This window comes from Tardiphaga sp. 42S5, from assembly GCF_034044155.1.
Lineage (GTDB): Bacteria > Pseudomonadota > Alphaproteobacteria > Rhizobiales > Xanthobacteraceae > Tardiphaga > Tardiphaga robiniae.
This window is the reverse complement of sequence record NZ_CP139027.1, coordinates 2,208,616-2,221,504: the sequence shown is the minus strand read 5'-3', so window position 1 is coordinate 2,221,504 and position 12,889 is coordinate 2,208,616. Positions and strand designations below refer to the sequence as shown.

At 62.6% G+C, this 12,889-nt stretch carries 15 protein-coding genes; 9 read left to right on the top strand and 6 right to left on the bottom strand.

What is annotated here, in order from left to right:
• Window positions 1-15: 15 nt before the first annotated feature.
• Together SFY93_RS10355 and SFY93_RS10350 are read right to left on the bottom strand one after the other, a co-directional pair.
• Window positions 16-726, bottom strand: coding sequence for a 50S ribosomal protein L25/general stress protein Ctc (locus tag SFY93_RS10355; RefSeq protein WP_068731165.1), 711 nt, complete (start codon window positions 724-726; stop codon window positions 16-18).
• 241 nt (window positions 727-967) lie between these two features.
• Window positions 968-1,219: an accessory factor UbiK family protein gene (locus SFY93_RS10350; protein ID WP_089261793.1), complete on the bottom strand. Its 252-nt coding sequence runs from the start codon at window positions 1,217-1,219 to the stop codon at window positions 968-970.
• Window positions 1,220-1,395: 176 nt separating this feature from the next.
• Between SFY93_RS10350 and lgt the strand changes: the two genes are divergently transcribed.
• The 5 genes from lgt (at window position 1,396) to SFY93_RS10325 (ending at window position 6,063) form a co-directional block, all read left to right on the top strand.
• A complete protein-coding gene (gene lgt, locus SFY93_RS10345; RefSeq protein ID WP_309947251.1) occupies window positions 1,396-2,247 on the top strand; it encodes a prolipoprotein diacylglyceryl transferase in 852 nt (283 codons plus the stop codon).
• A gap of 1 nt (window position 2,248) precedes the next feature.
• Entirely contained in the window at window positions 2,249-3,373 is a 1,125-nt protein-coding gene (locus tag SFY93_RS10340; protein ID WP_309947250.1) for a class I SAM-dependent methyltransferase, read from the top strand.
• Window positions 3,370-4,137, top strand: coding sequence for a peptidoglycan editing factor PgeF (gene pgeF, locus SFY93_RS10335; protein WP_320447011.1), 768 nt, complete (start codon window positions 3,370-3,372; stop codon window positions 4,135-4,137). The genes SFY93_RS10340 and pgeF overlap by 4 nt, the downstream gene beginning before the upstream one ends.
• A 198-nt stretch (window positions 4,138-4,335) precedes the next feature.
• A complete protein-coding gene (locus tag SFY93_RS10330; RefSeq protein ID WP_320447010.1) occupies window positions 4,336-4,944 on the top strand; it encodes a hypothetical protein in 609 nt (202 codons plus the stop codon).
• Between the two features lie 165 nt (window positions 4,945-5,109).
• Window positions 5,110-6,063 (top strand): ribose-phosphate pyrophosphokinase, encoded by a 954-nt coding sequence (locus SFY93_RS10325; RefSeq protein ID WP_089263589.1) that lies wholly within the window; start codon window positions 5,110-5,112, stop codon window positions 6,061-6,063.
• An 11-nt stretch (window positions 6,064-6,074) separates the two neighbouring features.
• Here SFY93_RS10325 and SFY93_RS10320 read toward each other — a convergent pair whose 3' ends face one another.
• Window positions 6,075-6,587, bottom strand: coding sequence for a 6,7-dimethyl-8-ribityllumazine synthase (locus SFY93_RS10320; protein ID WP_320447009.1), 513 nt, complete (start codon window positions 6,585-6,587; stop codon window positions 6,075-6,077).
• A 421-nt stretch (window positions 6,588-7,008) separates the two neighbouring features.
• Between SFY93_RS10320 and SFY93_RS10315 the strand changes: the two genes are divergently transcribed.
• The 3 genes from SFY93_RS10315 (at window position 7,009) to proC (ending at window position 8,840) form a co-directional block, all read left to right on the top strand.
• Window positions 7,009-7,509 (top strand): type III secretion system chaperone family protein, encoded by a 501-nt coding sequence (locus SFY93_RS10315; RefSeq protein ID WP_089261805.1) that lies wholly within the window; start codon window positions 7,009-7,011, stop codon window positions 7,507-7,509.
• Complete coding sequence (locus tag SFY93_RS10310) at window positions 7,506-7,937, top strand: GNAT family N-acetyltransferase (RefSeq protein WP_320447008.1); 432 nt, start codon at window positions 7,506-7,508, stop codon at window positions 7,935-7,937. Before SFY93_RS10315 ends, SFY93_RS10310 begins: the two co-directional genes overlap by 4 nt.
• Before the next feature lie 69 nt (window positions 7,938-8,006).
• Window positions 8,007-8,840, top strand: a complete 834-nt coding sequence (gene proC / locus SFY93_RS10305) for a pyrroline-5-carboxylate reductase (protein WP_320447007.1) — start codon at window positions 8,007-8,009, stop codon at window positions 8,838-8,840.
• Here the strand turns inward: proC and SFY93_RS10300 are convergent, their stop codons facing one another.
• Genes SFY93_RS10300 through SFY93_RS10290 form a run of 3 tightly spaced genes read right to left on the bottom strand, consistent with a single transcriptional unit; the run spans window position 8,841 to window position 11,536 of the window.
• Entirely contained in the window at window positions 8,841-10,229 is a 1,389-nt protein-coding gene (locus tag SFY93_RS10300) for an ATP-binding protein (RefSeq protein ID WP_320447006.1), read from the bottom strand.
• Window positions 10,230-10,247: 18 nt separating this feature from the next.
• Entirely contained in the window at window positions 10,248-10,973 is a 726-nt protein-coding gene (locus SFY93_RS10295; RefSeq protein WP_089261813.1) for a response regulator, read from the bottom strand.
• A complete protein-coding gene (locus SFY93_RS10290) occupies window positions 10,970-11,536 on the bottom strand; it encodes a MarR family winged helix-turn-helix transcriptional regulator (RefSeq protein ID WP_068731153.1) in 567 nt (188 codons plus the stop codon). The genes SFY93_RS10295 and SFY93_RS10290 overlap by 4 nt, the downstream gene beginning before the upstream one ends.
• 237 nt (window positions 11,537-11,773) lie before the next feature.
• Here SFY93_RS10290 and SFY93_RS10285 point away from each other — a divergent pair, with 237 nt between their 5' ends.
• Window positions 11,774-12,886: a branched-chain amino acid aminotransferase gene (locus tag SFY93_RS10285; protein ID WP_320447005.1), complete on the top strand. Its 1,113-nt coding sequence runs from the start codon at window positions 11,774-11,776 to the stop codon at window positions 12,884-12,886.
• Window positions 12,887-12,889 lie beyond the last annotated feature (3 nt).

Below are 12,889 nucleotides of genomic sequence, written 5' to 3'. Positions count from 1 at the left end.
GAGCTCCGCGCCGGATTACTTCTTCTTCGCCGGAGCGGCGGCAGCGGCCGGAGCCTTTGCACCAGCGGCGGGGGCCTTGGCGCCGGCAGCCGGAGCCTTGGCACCAGCAGCCGCGGGAGCCGCAGCAGCAGCCGCAGGGGTCGCAGCTTCTTCACCGTAGCCCGACGGCGGCACGATGGTGACCAGCGTCAGGTCGGCATCGCGAGCCAGCGTCTTCACGCCCTTCGGCAGAACAACGTCGGTGATGTGCAGCGACGTGCCGATATCGAGCTGGCCGACATCAACTTCGAGGAACTGCGGAATGCTCTCGGCTTCGGCTTCCAGTTCGATCGTGTGGGTCACGATGTTGATGGTGCCGCCACGCTTCACGCCCGGAGCGCCTTCAGCGCCCTTGATGTGCAGCGGAACGCTGACGCGGATGGTCGCGCCTTCGCCGAGGCGGAGGAAGTCGACGTGGAGCGGGAAGTCCTTGACCGGGTCGAGGTGGAAGTCGCGCGGAATCACGCGGTGCTTCTTGCCCTCAAGCTCGATGTCGTAAATCGTGGTGAGGAACCGGCCTGCCAGAATGCGCTGACGCAGTTCGGCATCATTCACCGAAATCGCCACCGGGGGCTTGTTGTCACCATAGATCACTCCGGGCACTCGGCCGGCGCGACGCTCTGCCCGTGCGGCCCCCTTGCCGCCGACCGGACGTGAGGTCGCCTTCAATTCCTTGACGGTCGCCATCGTTTAAGTCCTTGTTTTCTAAAAGTTAAAGGCCGCAATGCGGCCCGTTTTCACGCTGCAGCAAGCCTCCAGGGGTGCGGGGGCTGCGGACGTGGGCGGCTTCTACCGCCGAAACGCCAAAAAGACAAGGAAATGACAGGCTTTTTCTTCGTCGGCGGGCCCCTTCCAGGGGCTTATTTTGGCCGTCTATGCACGGGTAGCCGATGTCCGGCGCGCCGTGCAGGCCACCGCAGGCTTCCACTCAGCCGCCGAGCTTGGCTTCCAGCGCTGCGATCCGAGCCTTCAGCGCTTCGTTCTCCTCGCGGGCGAGCCGGGCCATATCCTTGACCGCCTCGAACTCCTCACGCTTCACGATATCGAGGTCGCGCAGGATCTTCTCAGCCTGGTTGCGCACAACCGTATCGACCTCGCGCTTGACGCCCTGGGCCGCGCCGGCGGCATCATTCATCAGGCGGCCGATCTCGTCGAAGAACCGATTGTTGGTCTGGGTCATGGCAAGAACTCCGGTCGGATGAACAAACACGCGGGATTAAGTTGTAGATCGACAATGGCGATCCCGGCCGCGCAGTTCAAGTATCGCCTGCTTTTGGCGTTCACAACTGCAGAAGTCCCTTAATTCGTCACATGCCAATGCTTTACTGGCGCCATCGGGAGCCGTAAGCCCACCACATGCCATTCCTCACCATCGCCTTCCCCGTTTTCGATCCGGTCGCCATCGCGCTCGGCCCCATCGTTATTCGCTGGTACGCGCTGGCCTATATCGGCGGCATCGTGCTCGGCTGGATCTATGCTCGCGCGCTGATCAAGAGCACGAAACTGTGGGGCGGCCCCTCACCGATCTCGCTGCTGGATTTCGACGACTTCATCCTCTGGGTGACGATCGGCATCATTGTCGGTGGCCGCACGGGCTATGTGCTGTTCTACAATCTCGATTTCTTCATCGCCCACCCCGCCGAGATCTTCGAGCTCTGGAAGGGCGGCATGTCGTTCCATGGCGGCTTCATGGGCTGCGTGGTCGCGGTCTTCGGCTTCTGCTGGAAGCGCGGATTGTCGGTGCTGTCGCTCGGCGACATCACCTGCGCAGTCGGCCCGATCGGCCTGTTGCTCGGACGCCTCGCCAATTTCATCAACAGCGAATTGTGGGGCCGCCACGCCGACGCCAGCGTGCCCTGGGCGATGGTGTTCCCCAATGGCGGGCCGCTGCCGCGCCATCCCAGCCAGCTCTATGAAGCCGGCCTCGAAGGCATCGTACTGTTTCTGATTCTGGCCCTGATGATCCGGGCCGGTGCGCTGAAGCGGCCTGGCCTGATCCTCGGCGCCTTCATCTTTTTTTATGCGCTGGCGCGTATTACGGGAGAATTCTTCCGCGAGCCGGACCCGCAACTCGGATTTCTGTGGGGTGGGCTCACCATGGGCATGCTGCTCTCCGTGCCGATGATATTTGTGGGACTCGTTTTGATGGTGCGCGCCTGGCGAAAGCCACAGGCATCGCTCGAATTGAGCCCAGGCAAGAAGGCCTGATGTGACCGACCAATCGCCGCTGCAGGATGAAATCAAGCGCCTGATCAAGTCCACCGGACCGATGCCGGTGTGGCGCTACATGCAGCTGTGCCTGACCCATCCGCAACACGGCTACTACATTTCCCGCGATCCGCTCGGTCGCGAGGGTGACTTCACCACGTCACCGGAAGTCAGCCAGATGTTCGGCGAGCTGCTCGGCCTGTGGTCGGCTTCCGTCTGGCGGGCCATGGGCGCGCCGCCTTTTGTACACCTGATCGAGCTTGGCCCCGGACGCGGCACCATGATGGCCGACGCGTTACGTGCACTGCGCGTGTTGCCGCCACTGTATCAGGCGCTCAACGTGCATCTCGTCGAAATCAATCCGGTGCTGCGCGAGAAGCAGAAGGCAACGCTATCCGGCGCCCGCAACATCACCTGGCACGACAGTATCGAAACCGTCCCCGCGGGTCCGTCGATCATCCTTGCCAATGAATATTTCGACGTCCTGCCGATCCATCAGGCCGTGAAGCGCGAAGGCGGCTGGCACGAGCGCATGGTGGATATCGACAGCAACGGCCAGCTGATGTTCAGCGCGTCAACTGATCCGCTGCCGCGTTTCGACGTTCTACTGCCGCCGCTGGTGCGCGCAGCCCCTGTCGGCGCGGTGTTCGAATGGCGCCCCGATACCGAGATGATGAAGATTGCCAGCCGTGTGCGCGACGAAGGCGGCGCAGCTCTGATCATCGATTATGGTCATGTCCGCAGCGATGCCGGCGACACCCTGCAGGCCATCGCGCAGCACAGCTATGCCGATCCGCTGAAGAATCCCGGCATGGCCGATATCACCGCGCATGTGGATTTCCAGGCGCTCGGCCGCGCGGCAGAGGATGTCGGCGCACGCGTGCACGGGCCGGTGACGCAGGGCGAATTCCTCAAGCGCCTCGGCATCGAGACGCGCGCGCTGACCTTGATGGCCAAGGCCACGCCGGAAGTTTCCGAAACCGTCTCGGGCGCACTGAAACGCCTGATCGACAGCGGCCGCGGCGGCATGGGCTCGATGTTCAAGGTGGTCGGCATCTCCGATCCCAATATCGACACGCTGGTGGCGCTGAGCGACGACACCGGCATCGAGGCCCCGACATCATGACTTTCACATCACCTTTGCTGTCAGCCATTCCCGGCCTGCGCCACGCGTTCTTCACGCGCGACGGCGGCGTCTCCGAAGGCATCTATGCCGGCCTAAATGGCGGGCTCGGATCAAACGACGATCCCGCACACGTCGCAGAGAACCGCCGGCGCATGGCGGCGGAGATGGGCGTCGCCCCCCTGCACTTCCTCACCGCCTATCAGGTCCATTCGCCCGATGTCGCCGTCGCCACAGCACCGTGGAATGGAGATTCACGGCCGCGCGTCGATGCGATGGTGACGAAGGTCGAGGGCCTGGCGCTCGGCGTCACGACGGCCGATTGCGGACCGGTGCTGTTTGCCGATCCCAAGGCGCGCGTCGTCGGTGCTGCCCATGCCGGCTGGAAGGGCGCCTTCACCGGCGTGCTCGAGGCCACAATCGCAGAGATGGAAAAACTCGGCGCCGACCGCTCCGACATCGTGGTCGCGATTGGTCCGCTGATCCGCCAGCCAAGCTATGAGGTCGGGGCCGAATTCGTCGAGCGTTTCACGCAGGCCGATGCCGGTTTTGCCCGGTTCTTCATTCCCTCGACCCGCGCCGGTCATGCCATGTTCGATCTCGGCGGCTTCATCCGGATGCGGCTGGAGCGCGCCGGCATAGCCATTATCGATGACACCGGCATCGACACCTATCCCGACAACAACCTGTTCAGCTATCGCCGGTCGGTGCATCGGAAAGAACCGGATTACGGCCGCCAGATCCACGCCATCGTGCTCGAAAGCTAACCTGCGCGTTAACGCGCCGTTATCCTTAACGCGGCCGAACTGCCTCAAACTGAACGCGAATTGTCGGGGCGCGGTGACCGTTTCGGTCACCCTGGAAAGACCTGTGGCCGCGCTGCCCTAGACCTTAACGCATTTTAACGATATCGCTCGACCTGTCCGGCGCCGCTTGCGGCAAACGGACGGAAGTCGGGACGCCCTATGCGATTTTCTGCCCTTACGACCGATCGAGCCAGACCACGGCTAATCCAGGCCGCGCTGTCGCTGACCGTAGCGTTTGGGCTTGCCGGCTGCGCTAATGTCCCCAATTCCGGCGGCGCCATGAACGCGCAGGCCAGCCTTTCCACCGCCTCCGGCCCAACGGTCGCATTCGAGTCCATCGACGGGCCGCCGCCGCAGGTCTTCGATCGCATGGTCAACCTTCTGGATAGTGAAGCGCGCCTACGCAACCTTGCGGTTGTATCCCGCAAGGACAGCGCCGCTTTCCGGGTCCGCAGTTATCTCGCTGCCCAGGTTCGCGGCGGTCAGACCTCGATCGCCTGGGTGTGGGATGTCTATGACCGCGACCAGAATCGTGCTTTGCGCCTGAGCGGCGAGGAACAGGCCGGCAAAGGCGGCCGCGACGCCTGGGCCACTGCCGACGACCTTGTCTTGCGGCGGATCGCGCAAGCGGGGCTCACCGGCCTCAACGGAATGATCAACGGCACCACGCCCGGCGAGCAGCCGCCTGCGCCACGTGGCAACGGACCCGCCATCGCCAGTACCGATGAATTGCCCGTGCAGGCCACCGCATTTGCCGAGACGCGCTGACTTCAGTTCACGTTAAGCAGAGGCCGTTTTTACGCAGGAAAACAGCGGCCCACGGGTTGCCAGCGGACGGCCGTCCTTGATATCACCTCGCTCAGCTAGACGAGTTCTTGTGGGTAATCCGATATGCTGAACGTTGTATCCACCAAGCCGCGGGGAGACGCGTCGATGTCGGCCAAGAACGGTTCGATCAAACTGGTCGCCGGTAATTCCAATCCTGTCCTCGCGCAGGAAATCGCGACCTCGCTGAATATCCCGCTGACCAAGGCCAGCGTCCGGCGCTTCGCCGACATGGAAATCTTCGTCGAGATCCAGGAAAACGTCCGCGGCTCCGACGTCTTCATTCTTCAATCCACGTCGTTCCCGACCAACGACCATCTGATGGAATTGCTGATTATCACCGATGCGCTGCGCCGCGCTTCCGCGCGCCGCATCACCGCGGTGATCCCCTATTTCGGCTATGCTCGCCAGGACCGCAAGGCCGGTGGCCGCACCCCGATCTCGGCCAAGCTGGTCGCCAACATGATCACCCATGCCGGCGCCGACCGCGTCATGACGCTCGACCTGCATGCCGGCCAGATCCAGGGCTTCTTCGATATCCCGACCGACAACCTCTATGCCGCGCCGCTGATGGTGCGTGACATCAAGGAGAAGTTCGATCTCGCCAATGTGATGGTGGTTTCGCCCGACGTCGGCGGCGTCGCCCGTGCCCGCGGCCTTGCCAAACGCATCAACGCGCCGCTCGCCATCGTCGACAAGCGCCGCGAACGCCCCGGTGAATCCGAAGTGATGAACGTGATTGGCGACGTCGCCGGCTACACCTGCATCCTGATCGACGACATCGTCGACTCCGGCGGCACGCTGGTGAACGCCGCCGATGCGCTACTCAAATACGGTGCCAAGGACGTCTCCGCCTACCTCACCCATGGCGTGCTGTCCGGCGGCGCCGCCGCGCGCATCGCCAATTCCAAGCTCAAGGAATTGGTGATCACTGACTCGATCCAGCCCACGGAAGCCGTCAGCAAATCGCCGAACATCCGCGTGCTCTCGGTTGCCTCGCTGATCGCCGAAGCGATCGGCCGCACCGCATCGGAAGAGTCGGTATCGAGCCTGTTCGACTAAGGCTCGCGCCTCTACACGATCCCAGCCGCGACCTGACCGCGCAGACGTTCCAGACTGAGCAGCGTCTCGGCGCAGGCGGCGGCAACCTTGAGGCCGCTCTCCGCAAAGTGCTTGCGGAAGAATGCCGCCCGCTCTTCGGTCTCGTGGAAATCCTCCGGCGCCGTCACGGCCGAGAATACAGGGATCTCGGTACGTAGCTGCACATCCATCAGCGCACGGATGACCGTGTCCGCCACAAAGCCGCGGGTGCCGCTGTCGACCACGAGGCCGGCCGCGACGATGGCCGTATAACGCCGCGTCTTGGCCAGCACCTGGACATGCAGCGGGATCTCGAACGAGCCGGGCACTTCAAACAGATCGACCTGCGACGAGCTGATATGGCGCACCTCGATCTCACTCAGAAACGACTCCCAACAGGGCGCAACAATGTCGCGATGCCAGGATGACTGCACGAAGGCGACGCGCTGCGGCTTGGCGAAGCGCGGATGCTGGACTGCGGATGACTCGGAGGTGGTGTCGTTCATGGCCTGATACTTTCGTTACGGCCAAACTATGCCGAAACCGAACCAGCCCAGCAAGGCCGTCCACAGGCTGTATCGGGGCCCAACAGGACTCCTCCGAGGCCGGGAAAGCTTGCGGGCCGCACGGAAGAATCAATAGTTACCACCCAACCGGACTCGCGGCGCGCGAGGGCGCACCGCACAGACTCGCAATCCGGGAATCCGATTCCGGTTTGTTCTCATTGCGGCGAGATGACCTGTGGATGAGGGCCGGTTTGTCTGTGGATGGATTCGTGGTGCCGTTGCGCAGATTCAGCAAATCACATCACTTCAAACTCGCAAGGTCTGGACGAATAGAACTTGCAGCCTGCAGCGACGCTCCGACATTTTCGCGTACCGGCCAGCTGTTTGCATCATCACATTTCAAGAGCAAGGTCGCGACGGCATGTCACTTCTCGAAGGTACTATCGATTCACGGCTCAACCCGCTCGCCGTTGTCGAGGATATTGCCGCCGATCATAACTGGGCCTTCGAGCGCTCCGGCGAAGACGAAGTCACAATTGTTTCTAAAGGTGACTGGATCGATTACCAGCTCTCCTTCACTTGGATGAACGAGATCGAGGCCCTGCATCTGGCTTGCGCCTTCGACATGAAGATTCCACCCGCTCGCCGCGCGGAAGTGCAGCGCCTGATCGCCGCGATCAACGAACAGATGTGGGTCGGTCATTTCGATATCTGGACTCACTCAGGCATGGTGATGTACCGGCAGGCACTGGTGCTGCCCGATGGCCTCACCGCAACGACCGCGCAGTGCGAAGCGATGCTGGTCTCGGCGATCCATTCCTGCGAGCGCTACTATCCGGCATTGCAGTTCGTGGTGTGGGCCGGCAAGACCGCAGCCGAAGCGATGTCTGCTGCGATGTTCGACACTGCCGGCGAAGCATGACCGACGCGCCGGTCATCACCGTGCCGGATGCGCCCGGCGAGGCCGAACGGCTGGTGGTCGCAAATGCGTTGCTGGCCTACAATACCAAGACCGTCGGCCCCAACAATCACCAGCCGCTCTCGATCTTGATCCACGATCCTGCGACCGGCGAGCCGATCGGCGGCATCTGGGGCAAGACCGCGTTCAACTGGTGTTTCGTCGAGCTGTTCGTCGTGCCCGAACAATTGCGCGGCCAGGACATCGGCTCGAAAGTTCTCGCCAAGGCCGAAGAGATCGCGCGGGAACGCGGCTGCATCGGTCTGTGGCTCGATACCTACTGGTTTCAGGCCCGCAGCTTCTACGAGAAGCAGGGCTATGAAGTGTTCGGCGAAATCCCGGACTATCCGCGCGGCGGCCCGCGCTACTTCCTGAAAAAGAATCTCATCTAGACGGGTTCAGGCTGTGCAGCCCGCCCCGCAATGTTATGGTCCCGGCCGTTCTGACAGCTGGGATTTGCGATGACCTCCTCCACGACCTCACGCGCGCTCAACACCATCGACGGCCACATCGTGCTGGCCGGCGCCGGCAAGATGGGCGGCGCGATGCTGACGGGCTGGATCGCCGGCGGCCTCGACCCCAAACGCGCCATCGTGATCGATCCGCATCTCTCCGACGAGATCAAGGCGCTCGCGGCCAAGGGCGTCCGTCTCAATCCGAACGTGAAGGACATCGGCGCCGTCGCCGCACTGGTTCTTGCTGTGAAACCGCAGATGTTCGCCGAGATCGGGCCGACGCTGCGCACAATCGCGGGATCATCCCTCGTGGTCTCGATCATGGCCGGCACCACCATCGCCGGCATCGCCAAAGCCTGCGGCGGCAACGTGGTTCGCGCGATGCCGAATACACCGGCCGCGATCGGCCGCGGCATCACCGTGGCGGTTGCCGCCAGCGACGTATCGCCGGAGCAACGCGGCCTGACTGACGCTCTCTTGCGCGCCACCGGATCAGTGGAATGGGTCGAGGACGAGAGCCTGATCGATGCTGTGACGGCTGTCTCCGGCTCGGGGCCTGCCTATGTGTTTCTGCTAGCCGAAGAAATGGCCCGCGCTGGCATTGCTGCGGGCTTGCCGCCTGAACTCGCGATGAAGCTTGCTCGCGAGACAGTGTCCGGCTCCGGCGAACTCCTGCGCCAATCCGATCTCGACGCGGCGACGCTGCGAAAGAACGTCACCTCGCCCGGCGGGACCACTGCAGCCGCGCTCAGCGTATTGATGGCCGATGATGGTTTCGAGCCGCTGCTGACTCGCGCGATTGCTGCGGCAACGGCGCGGTCGAAAGAACTGGCGAAGTAATTACACCGGCACCCGTACCACCGCCCGCAAACCGCCCATCGGGCTATCCATCAGCGTAATATCGCCGCCATGGGAGCGCGCGATATCGCGAGCGATGGCGAGGCCAAGACCCGTGCCGCCTTCGTCCTGATTGCGCGCGTCGTCGAGCCGCAGGAACGGTTTGAACACTTCCTCGCGCATGTCGGCGGGAATACCAGGGCCGTCGTCGTCCACCGTGACAGTGAGATAGCGATGATCGCGGTGCCCGGTGATGGCGATATCGTTCGCGTGGCGTGCGGCGTTCGAGACGAGATTTCCGAGGCAACGCTTGAATGACGCAGGCTTCACCGTGACGATCGGCAGGCCGTGGAACGTGACCGTTGCCTTGTGGCCGTTGCGCTCGGCATCGCTGCGTAATTCTTCCAGCGCCGCAGCCATGTCTGTCGGCTGCGCCTGTTCGCCGCTGTCGCCGCGCGCAAAAGCAAGATATGCCTCGAGCATGCCCGACATCTCGTCGATATCCTTGCGCATGCCATCGACTTCCGGACCGTCCTCGATCAGCGCCAGTTCGAGCTTGAAGCGCGTCAGGATCGTGCGCAGATCGTGCGAGACGCCGGCCAGCATAGCCGTGCGCTGCTCCATCGCGCGTTCGATACGCGCCTTCATCTCGATAAAGGCATTGGCGGCACGACGGACCTCGCGTGCGCCGCGCGGCCGGAAATTCGGCGCTTCGCGGCCCTTGCCGAAACTTTCGGCGGCGTCAGCGAGTTTGAGGATCGGGCGGATCTGGTTACGCAGGAACAGGATCGCGACGATCAGCAGGATCGAAGACGTCCCCACCATCCAGAACAGGAAGATTTCCGAATTCGATGCATAGGCCGCGCTGCGCTGGGCGAAGATACGCATCACAGCATCATCGAGCTGGATGCGGATTTCCACGAGATTGGAGCGACCGACCGTATCGATCCAGAACGGCCGCGTGATCTGCCGACCGATCTGGACGGACAGCGCCTGATCAAGCAGTGAGAAGAACGGCTTCGGACCGGGCGGCGGCATGTCGCCGAGCGGCAGAAAATCCACCACGAGGCCAAGGCGCTGCTGTGCGATGGCTTTAATCTGCGTGCGGTCCTTATCCTGCGGATAAACCTTGTAGACGTCGATCAGCGTTGCGATGTCCTGCACCACGGCCTGCGACAGGCGGCGCGTCACCGTGTTCCAGTGCCGCTCCATGAAGACAAAGGCGACCACCGACTGCAGCAGCACCATCGGCACGATCATGATCAGCAGCGTGCGGGCATAGAGACCCGTGGGCATCACACTTTTGAAGCGCCGGCCCATCAGACTGTGCGCCGCAGAGACGCGGCCCGCCGCAGAGCGAAGGATGGTGATGCCGGTGTCGAGTGTGGTCATCGTGCAAACTTCATCGAACTATGGCGACGCGACGAGGCGATAGCCGATGCCACGCACGGCCTGCAGAAACAACGGATTGGCCGGATCGGTCTCGATTTTGCGACGCAGGCGATTGATCTGCACGTCCACGGCACGCTCGTTCACGGTGCCACCGCCGCCGGTAAGTTCACCGCGCGGCACGGTCTCGCCGGGCGCCGCGGCCAGCACGCGCAGCATGTCACGCTCGCGGTCGGTGAGATGGATGATCTCGTCGCCCTGGCGTAGTTCGCCACGCGCGAGGTGATATACATAGGGTCCGAACTGCAGCGACTCCGCGCGCTCGACCGGCACCGGCGCACTGCGCTTCAGGATGTTTGCGATGCGCAGCACCAGTTCGCGTGGCTCGAACGGCTTCGCAACATAGTCGTCGGCGCCGATCTGCAATCCCTCGATCCGGCTTTCCGCCTCGTGCCGCGCCGTCAGCATGATGATCGGCACGGCCGAGGATGTGCGAATGAAACGCGCGAGCTCGAAGCCGGTCTCGCCTGGCATCATCACATCGAGGATCAGGAGGTCGAAATGCAGACCGAGCAGCTTGGCGCGTGCTTCCTTGGCGCTCGGCGCCGTGGTGACGCGGTAGCCCTCGCCCGAGAGAAAGCGCGAGAGGAGATCGCGAATACGGCGGTCGTCATCGACCAGCAACAGATGCGGCGCATCGTCGGCCAATGGCACCGGCATACGTTTGGCGGCCTGAGCTAACATCATGTCTTGTTTGTCCTGCCGTCAGTTTTGGCGGATGCCTGGCCCAAGATGACCTGCAGCACCTTGTCGGGATCATTGCGGTCGATCATCGCCGAGAGAAACCTGCCGATCGCTTCAACTTCAACCGGCGTAAAATCCTTGAGCGCGCGGTTGATGCGATCGGTCTGCAAACCAGCGAGCTGCGCAACGAGAGCTTCACCCTTGGCCGTGGCGAAAAGAAGCCGTTGCCGCCGATCGGCCTCGCCGGATTTCTGAACGATATACCCTTCATCGAGCAATTGCTTGAGGACACGGCCCAGCGACTGCTTCGTAATACGCAAGACATCGAGCAGATCGGCAACCTTCAGGCCGGGATAGCGATGCACAAAGTGTACGACCCGGTGATGGGCGCGCCCGAAACCGAACTGATCGAGCACATCGTCGGGATCGCCCACAAAGTCGCGATAGGCAAAGAACAACAGCTCGATGATGTCCCAGCGGGGCGGTTTCGCAGGATCGCCGCTGGATTGCCGCTGGATCGTCTCAAGCGATCGTGACGCCGCGTCCTTGGAATTTACGTCAACCATATTGACATATCTTGGGTTCAATCTTACAAAACTGACCATCGCGACGAAACATTAGAACTCTCGCCGCATGGCCCAATAGGGCCGATCTGAGAACCATACCGGACTTCGGCATGGCGCTAAAGCCTGTCCTCGGTCATCCACCGGGGCCGGAAACGCTTTTGCCGTGGGTCCGCTTGACGTAGAACAACATCGACGCTGCCGCCCCCAGGAGCTGCGCCGTAAGCAGGAGTGAGGTCCATGGGAGTTTCGTTCGATAAAATCGATGGCGCAGCTGTGTTGAAATTCGACATTCAGCCCGCGGCGAACGCGGTGTCCGAGGCGGACCGCGCAGCAAAGCTCAGGGATCCGGGCTTCGGCCGGGTTTTCACCGACCACATGGCTCTGGTCCGCTACAACCAGAAGGACGGTTGGCATGGCGCGCGCATCGAATCCCGCGCGAATTTCCCGCTCGATCCCGCAGCGGCCGTCCTGCATTACGCGCAGGAGATTTTCGAAGGGCTCAAGGCCTATGCGCGTGAAGACGGCGGCGTGAATCTGTTCCGCCCCGATGCCAATGCAAGGCGCTTCCGGAATTCTGCCGATCGTATGGCCATGGCCCCGCTGCCCGAGCCCGTATTTATCGAAGCGATCGAGCAACTCGTGCGCATCGACCGCGCCTGGATTCCATCAGGCGAAGGCAGCCTCTATCTGCGCCCGTTCATGGTCGCGAGCGAGATCTTCCTCGGCGTGAAGCCGTCCGCGGAATACATTTTCGCTGTCATCGCCTCGCCGGTTGGCTCCTATTTCAAGGGCGGCCCCGCCCCGGTCTCGATCTGGGTGTCGGAGAACTACACACGCGCTGCGATCGGCGGCACCGGCGCCGTCAAATGCGGCGGCAACTACGCCGCGAGCCTGCGCGCGCAGGCGGAAGCCAGCGATCACGGATGCGATCAGGTCGTGTTCCTCGATGCGGTCGAGCGCCGCTACATCGAAGAACTCGGCGGCATGAACATTTTCTTCGTGTTCGAAGACGGTTCGCTGCTGACACCGCCGCTCGGCACGATCCTGCCAGGCATCACCCGCGATTCGATTATCGCACTGGCGAAGGATAAGGGCACGCAGGTGCGCGAAGAGGCCTATACGCTCGACCAGTGGCGCGCCGACTCTGCCAGCGGCAAGCTGAAAGAGGCCTTTGCCTGCGGCACTGCGGCAGTCATCTCGCCGATCGGCCAGGTGCGCTCTGCGAGCGGTGATTTTACCATCAATGGCGGCGGCGCTGGCCCCGTCACGATGGGACTGCGCAAACAGCTGGTCGACATTCAGTACGGTCGCGCACCAGATCCGCACAACTGGATCCGCAAGGTTCTGTAAGCG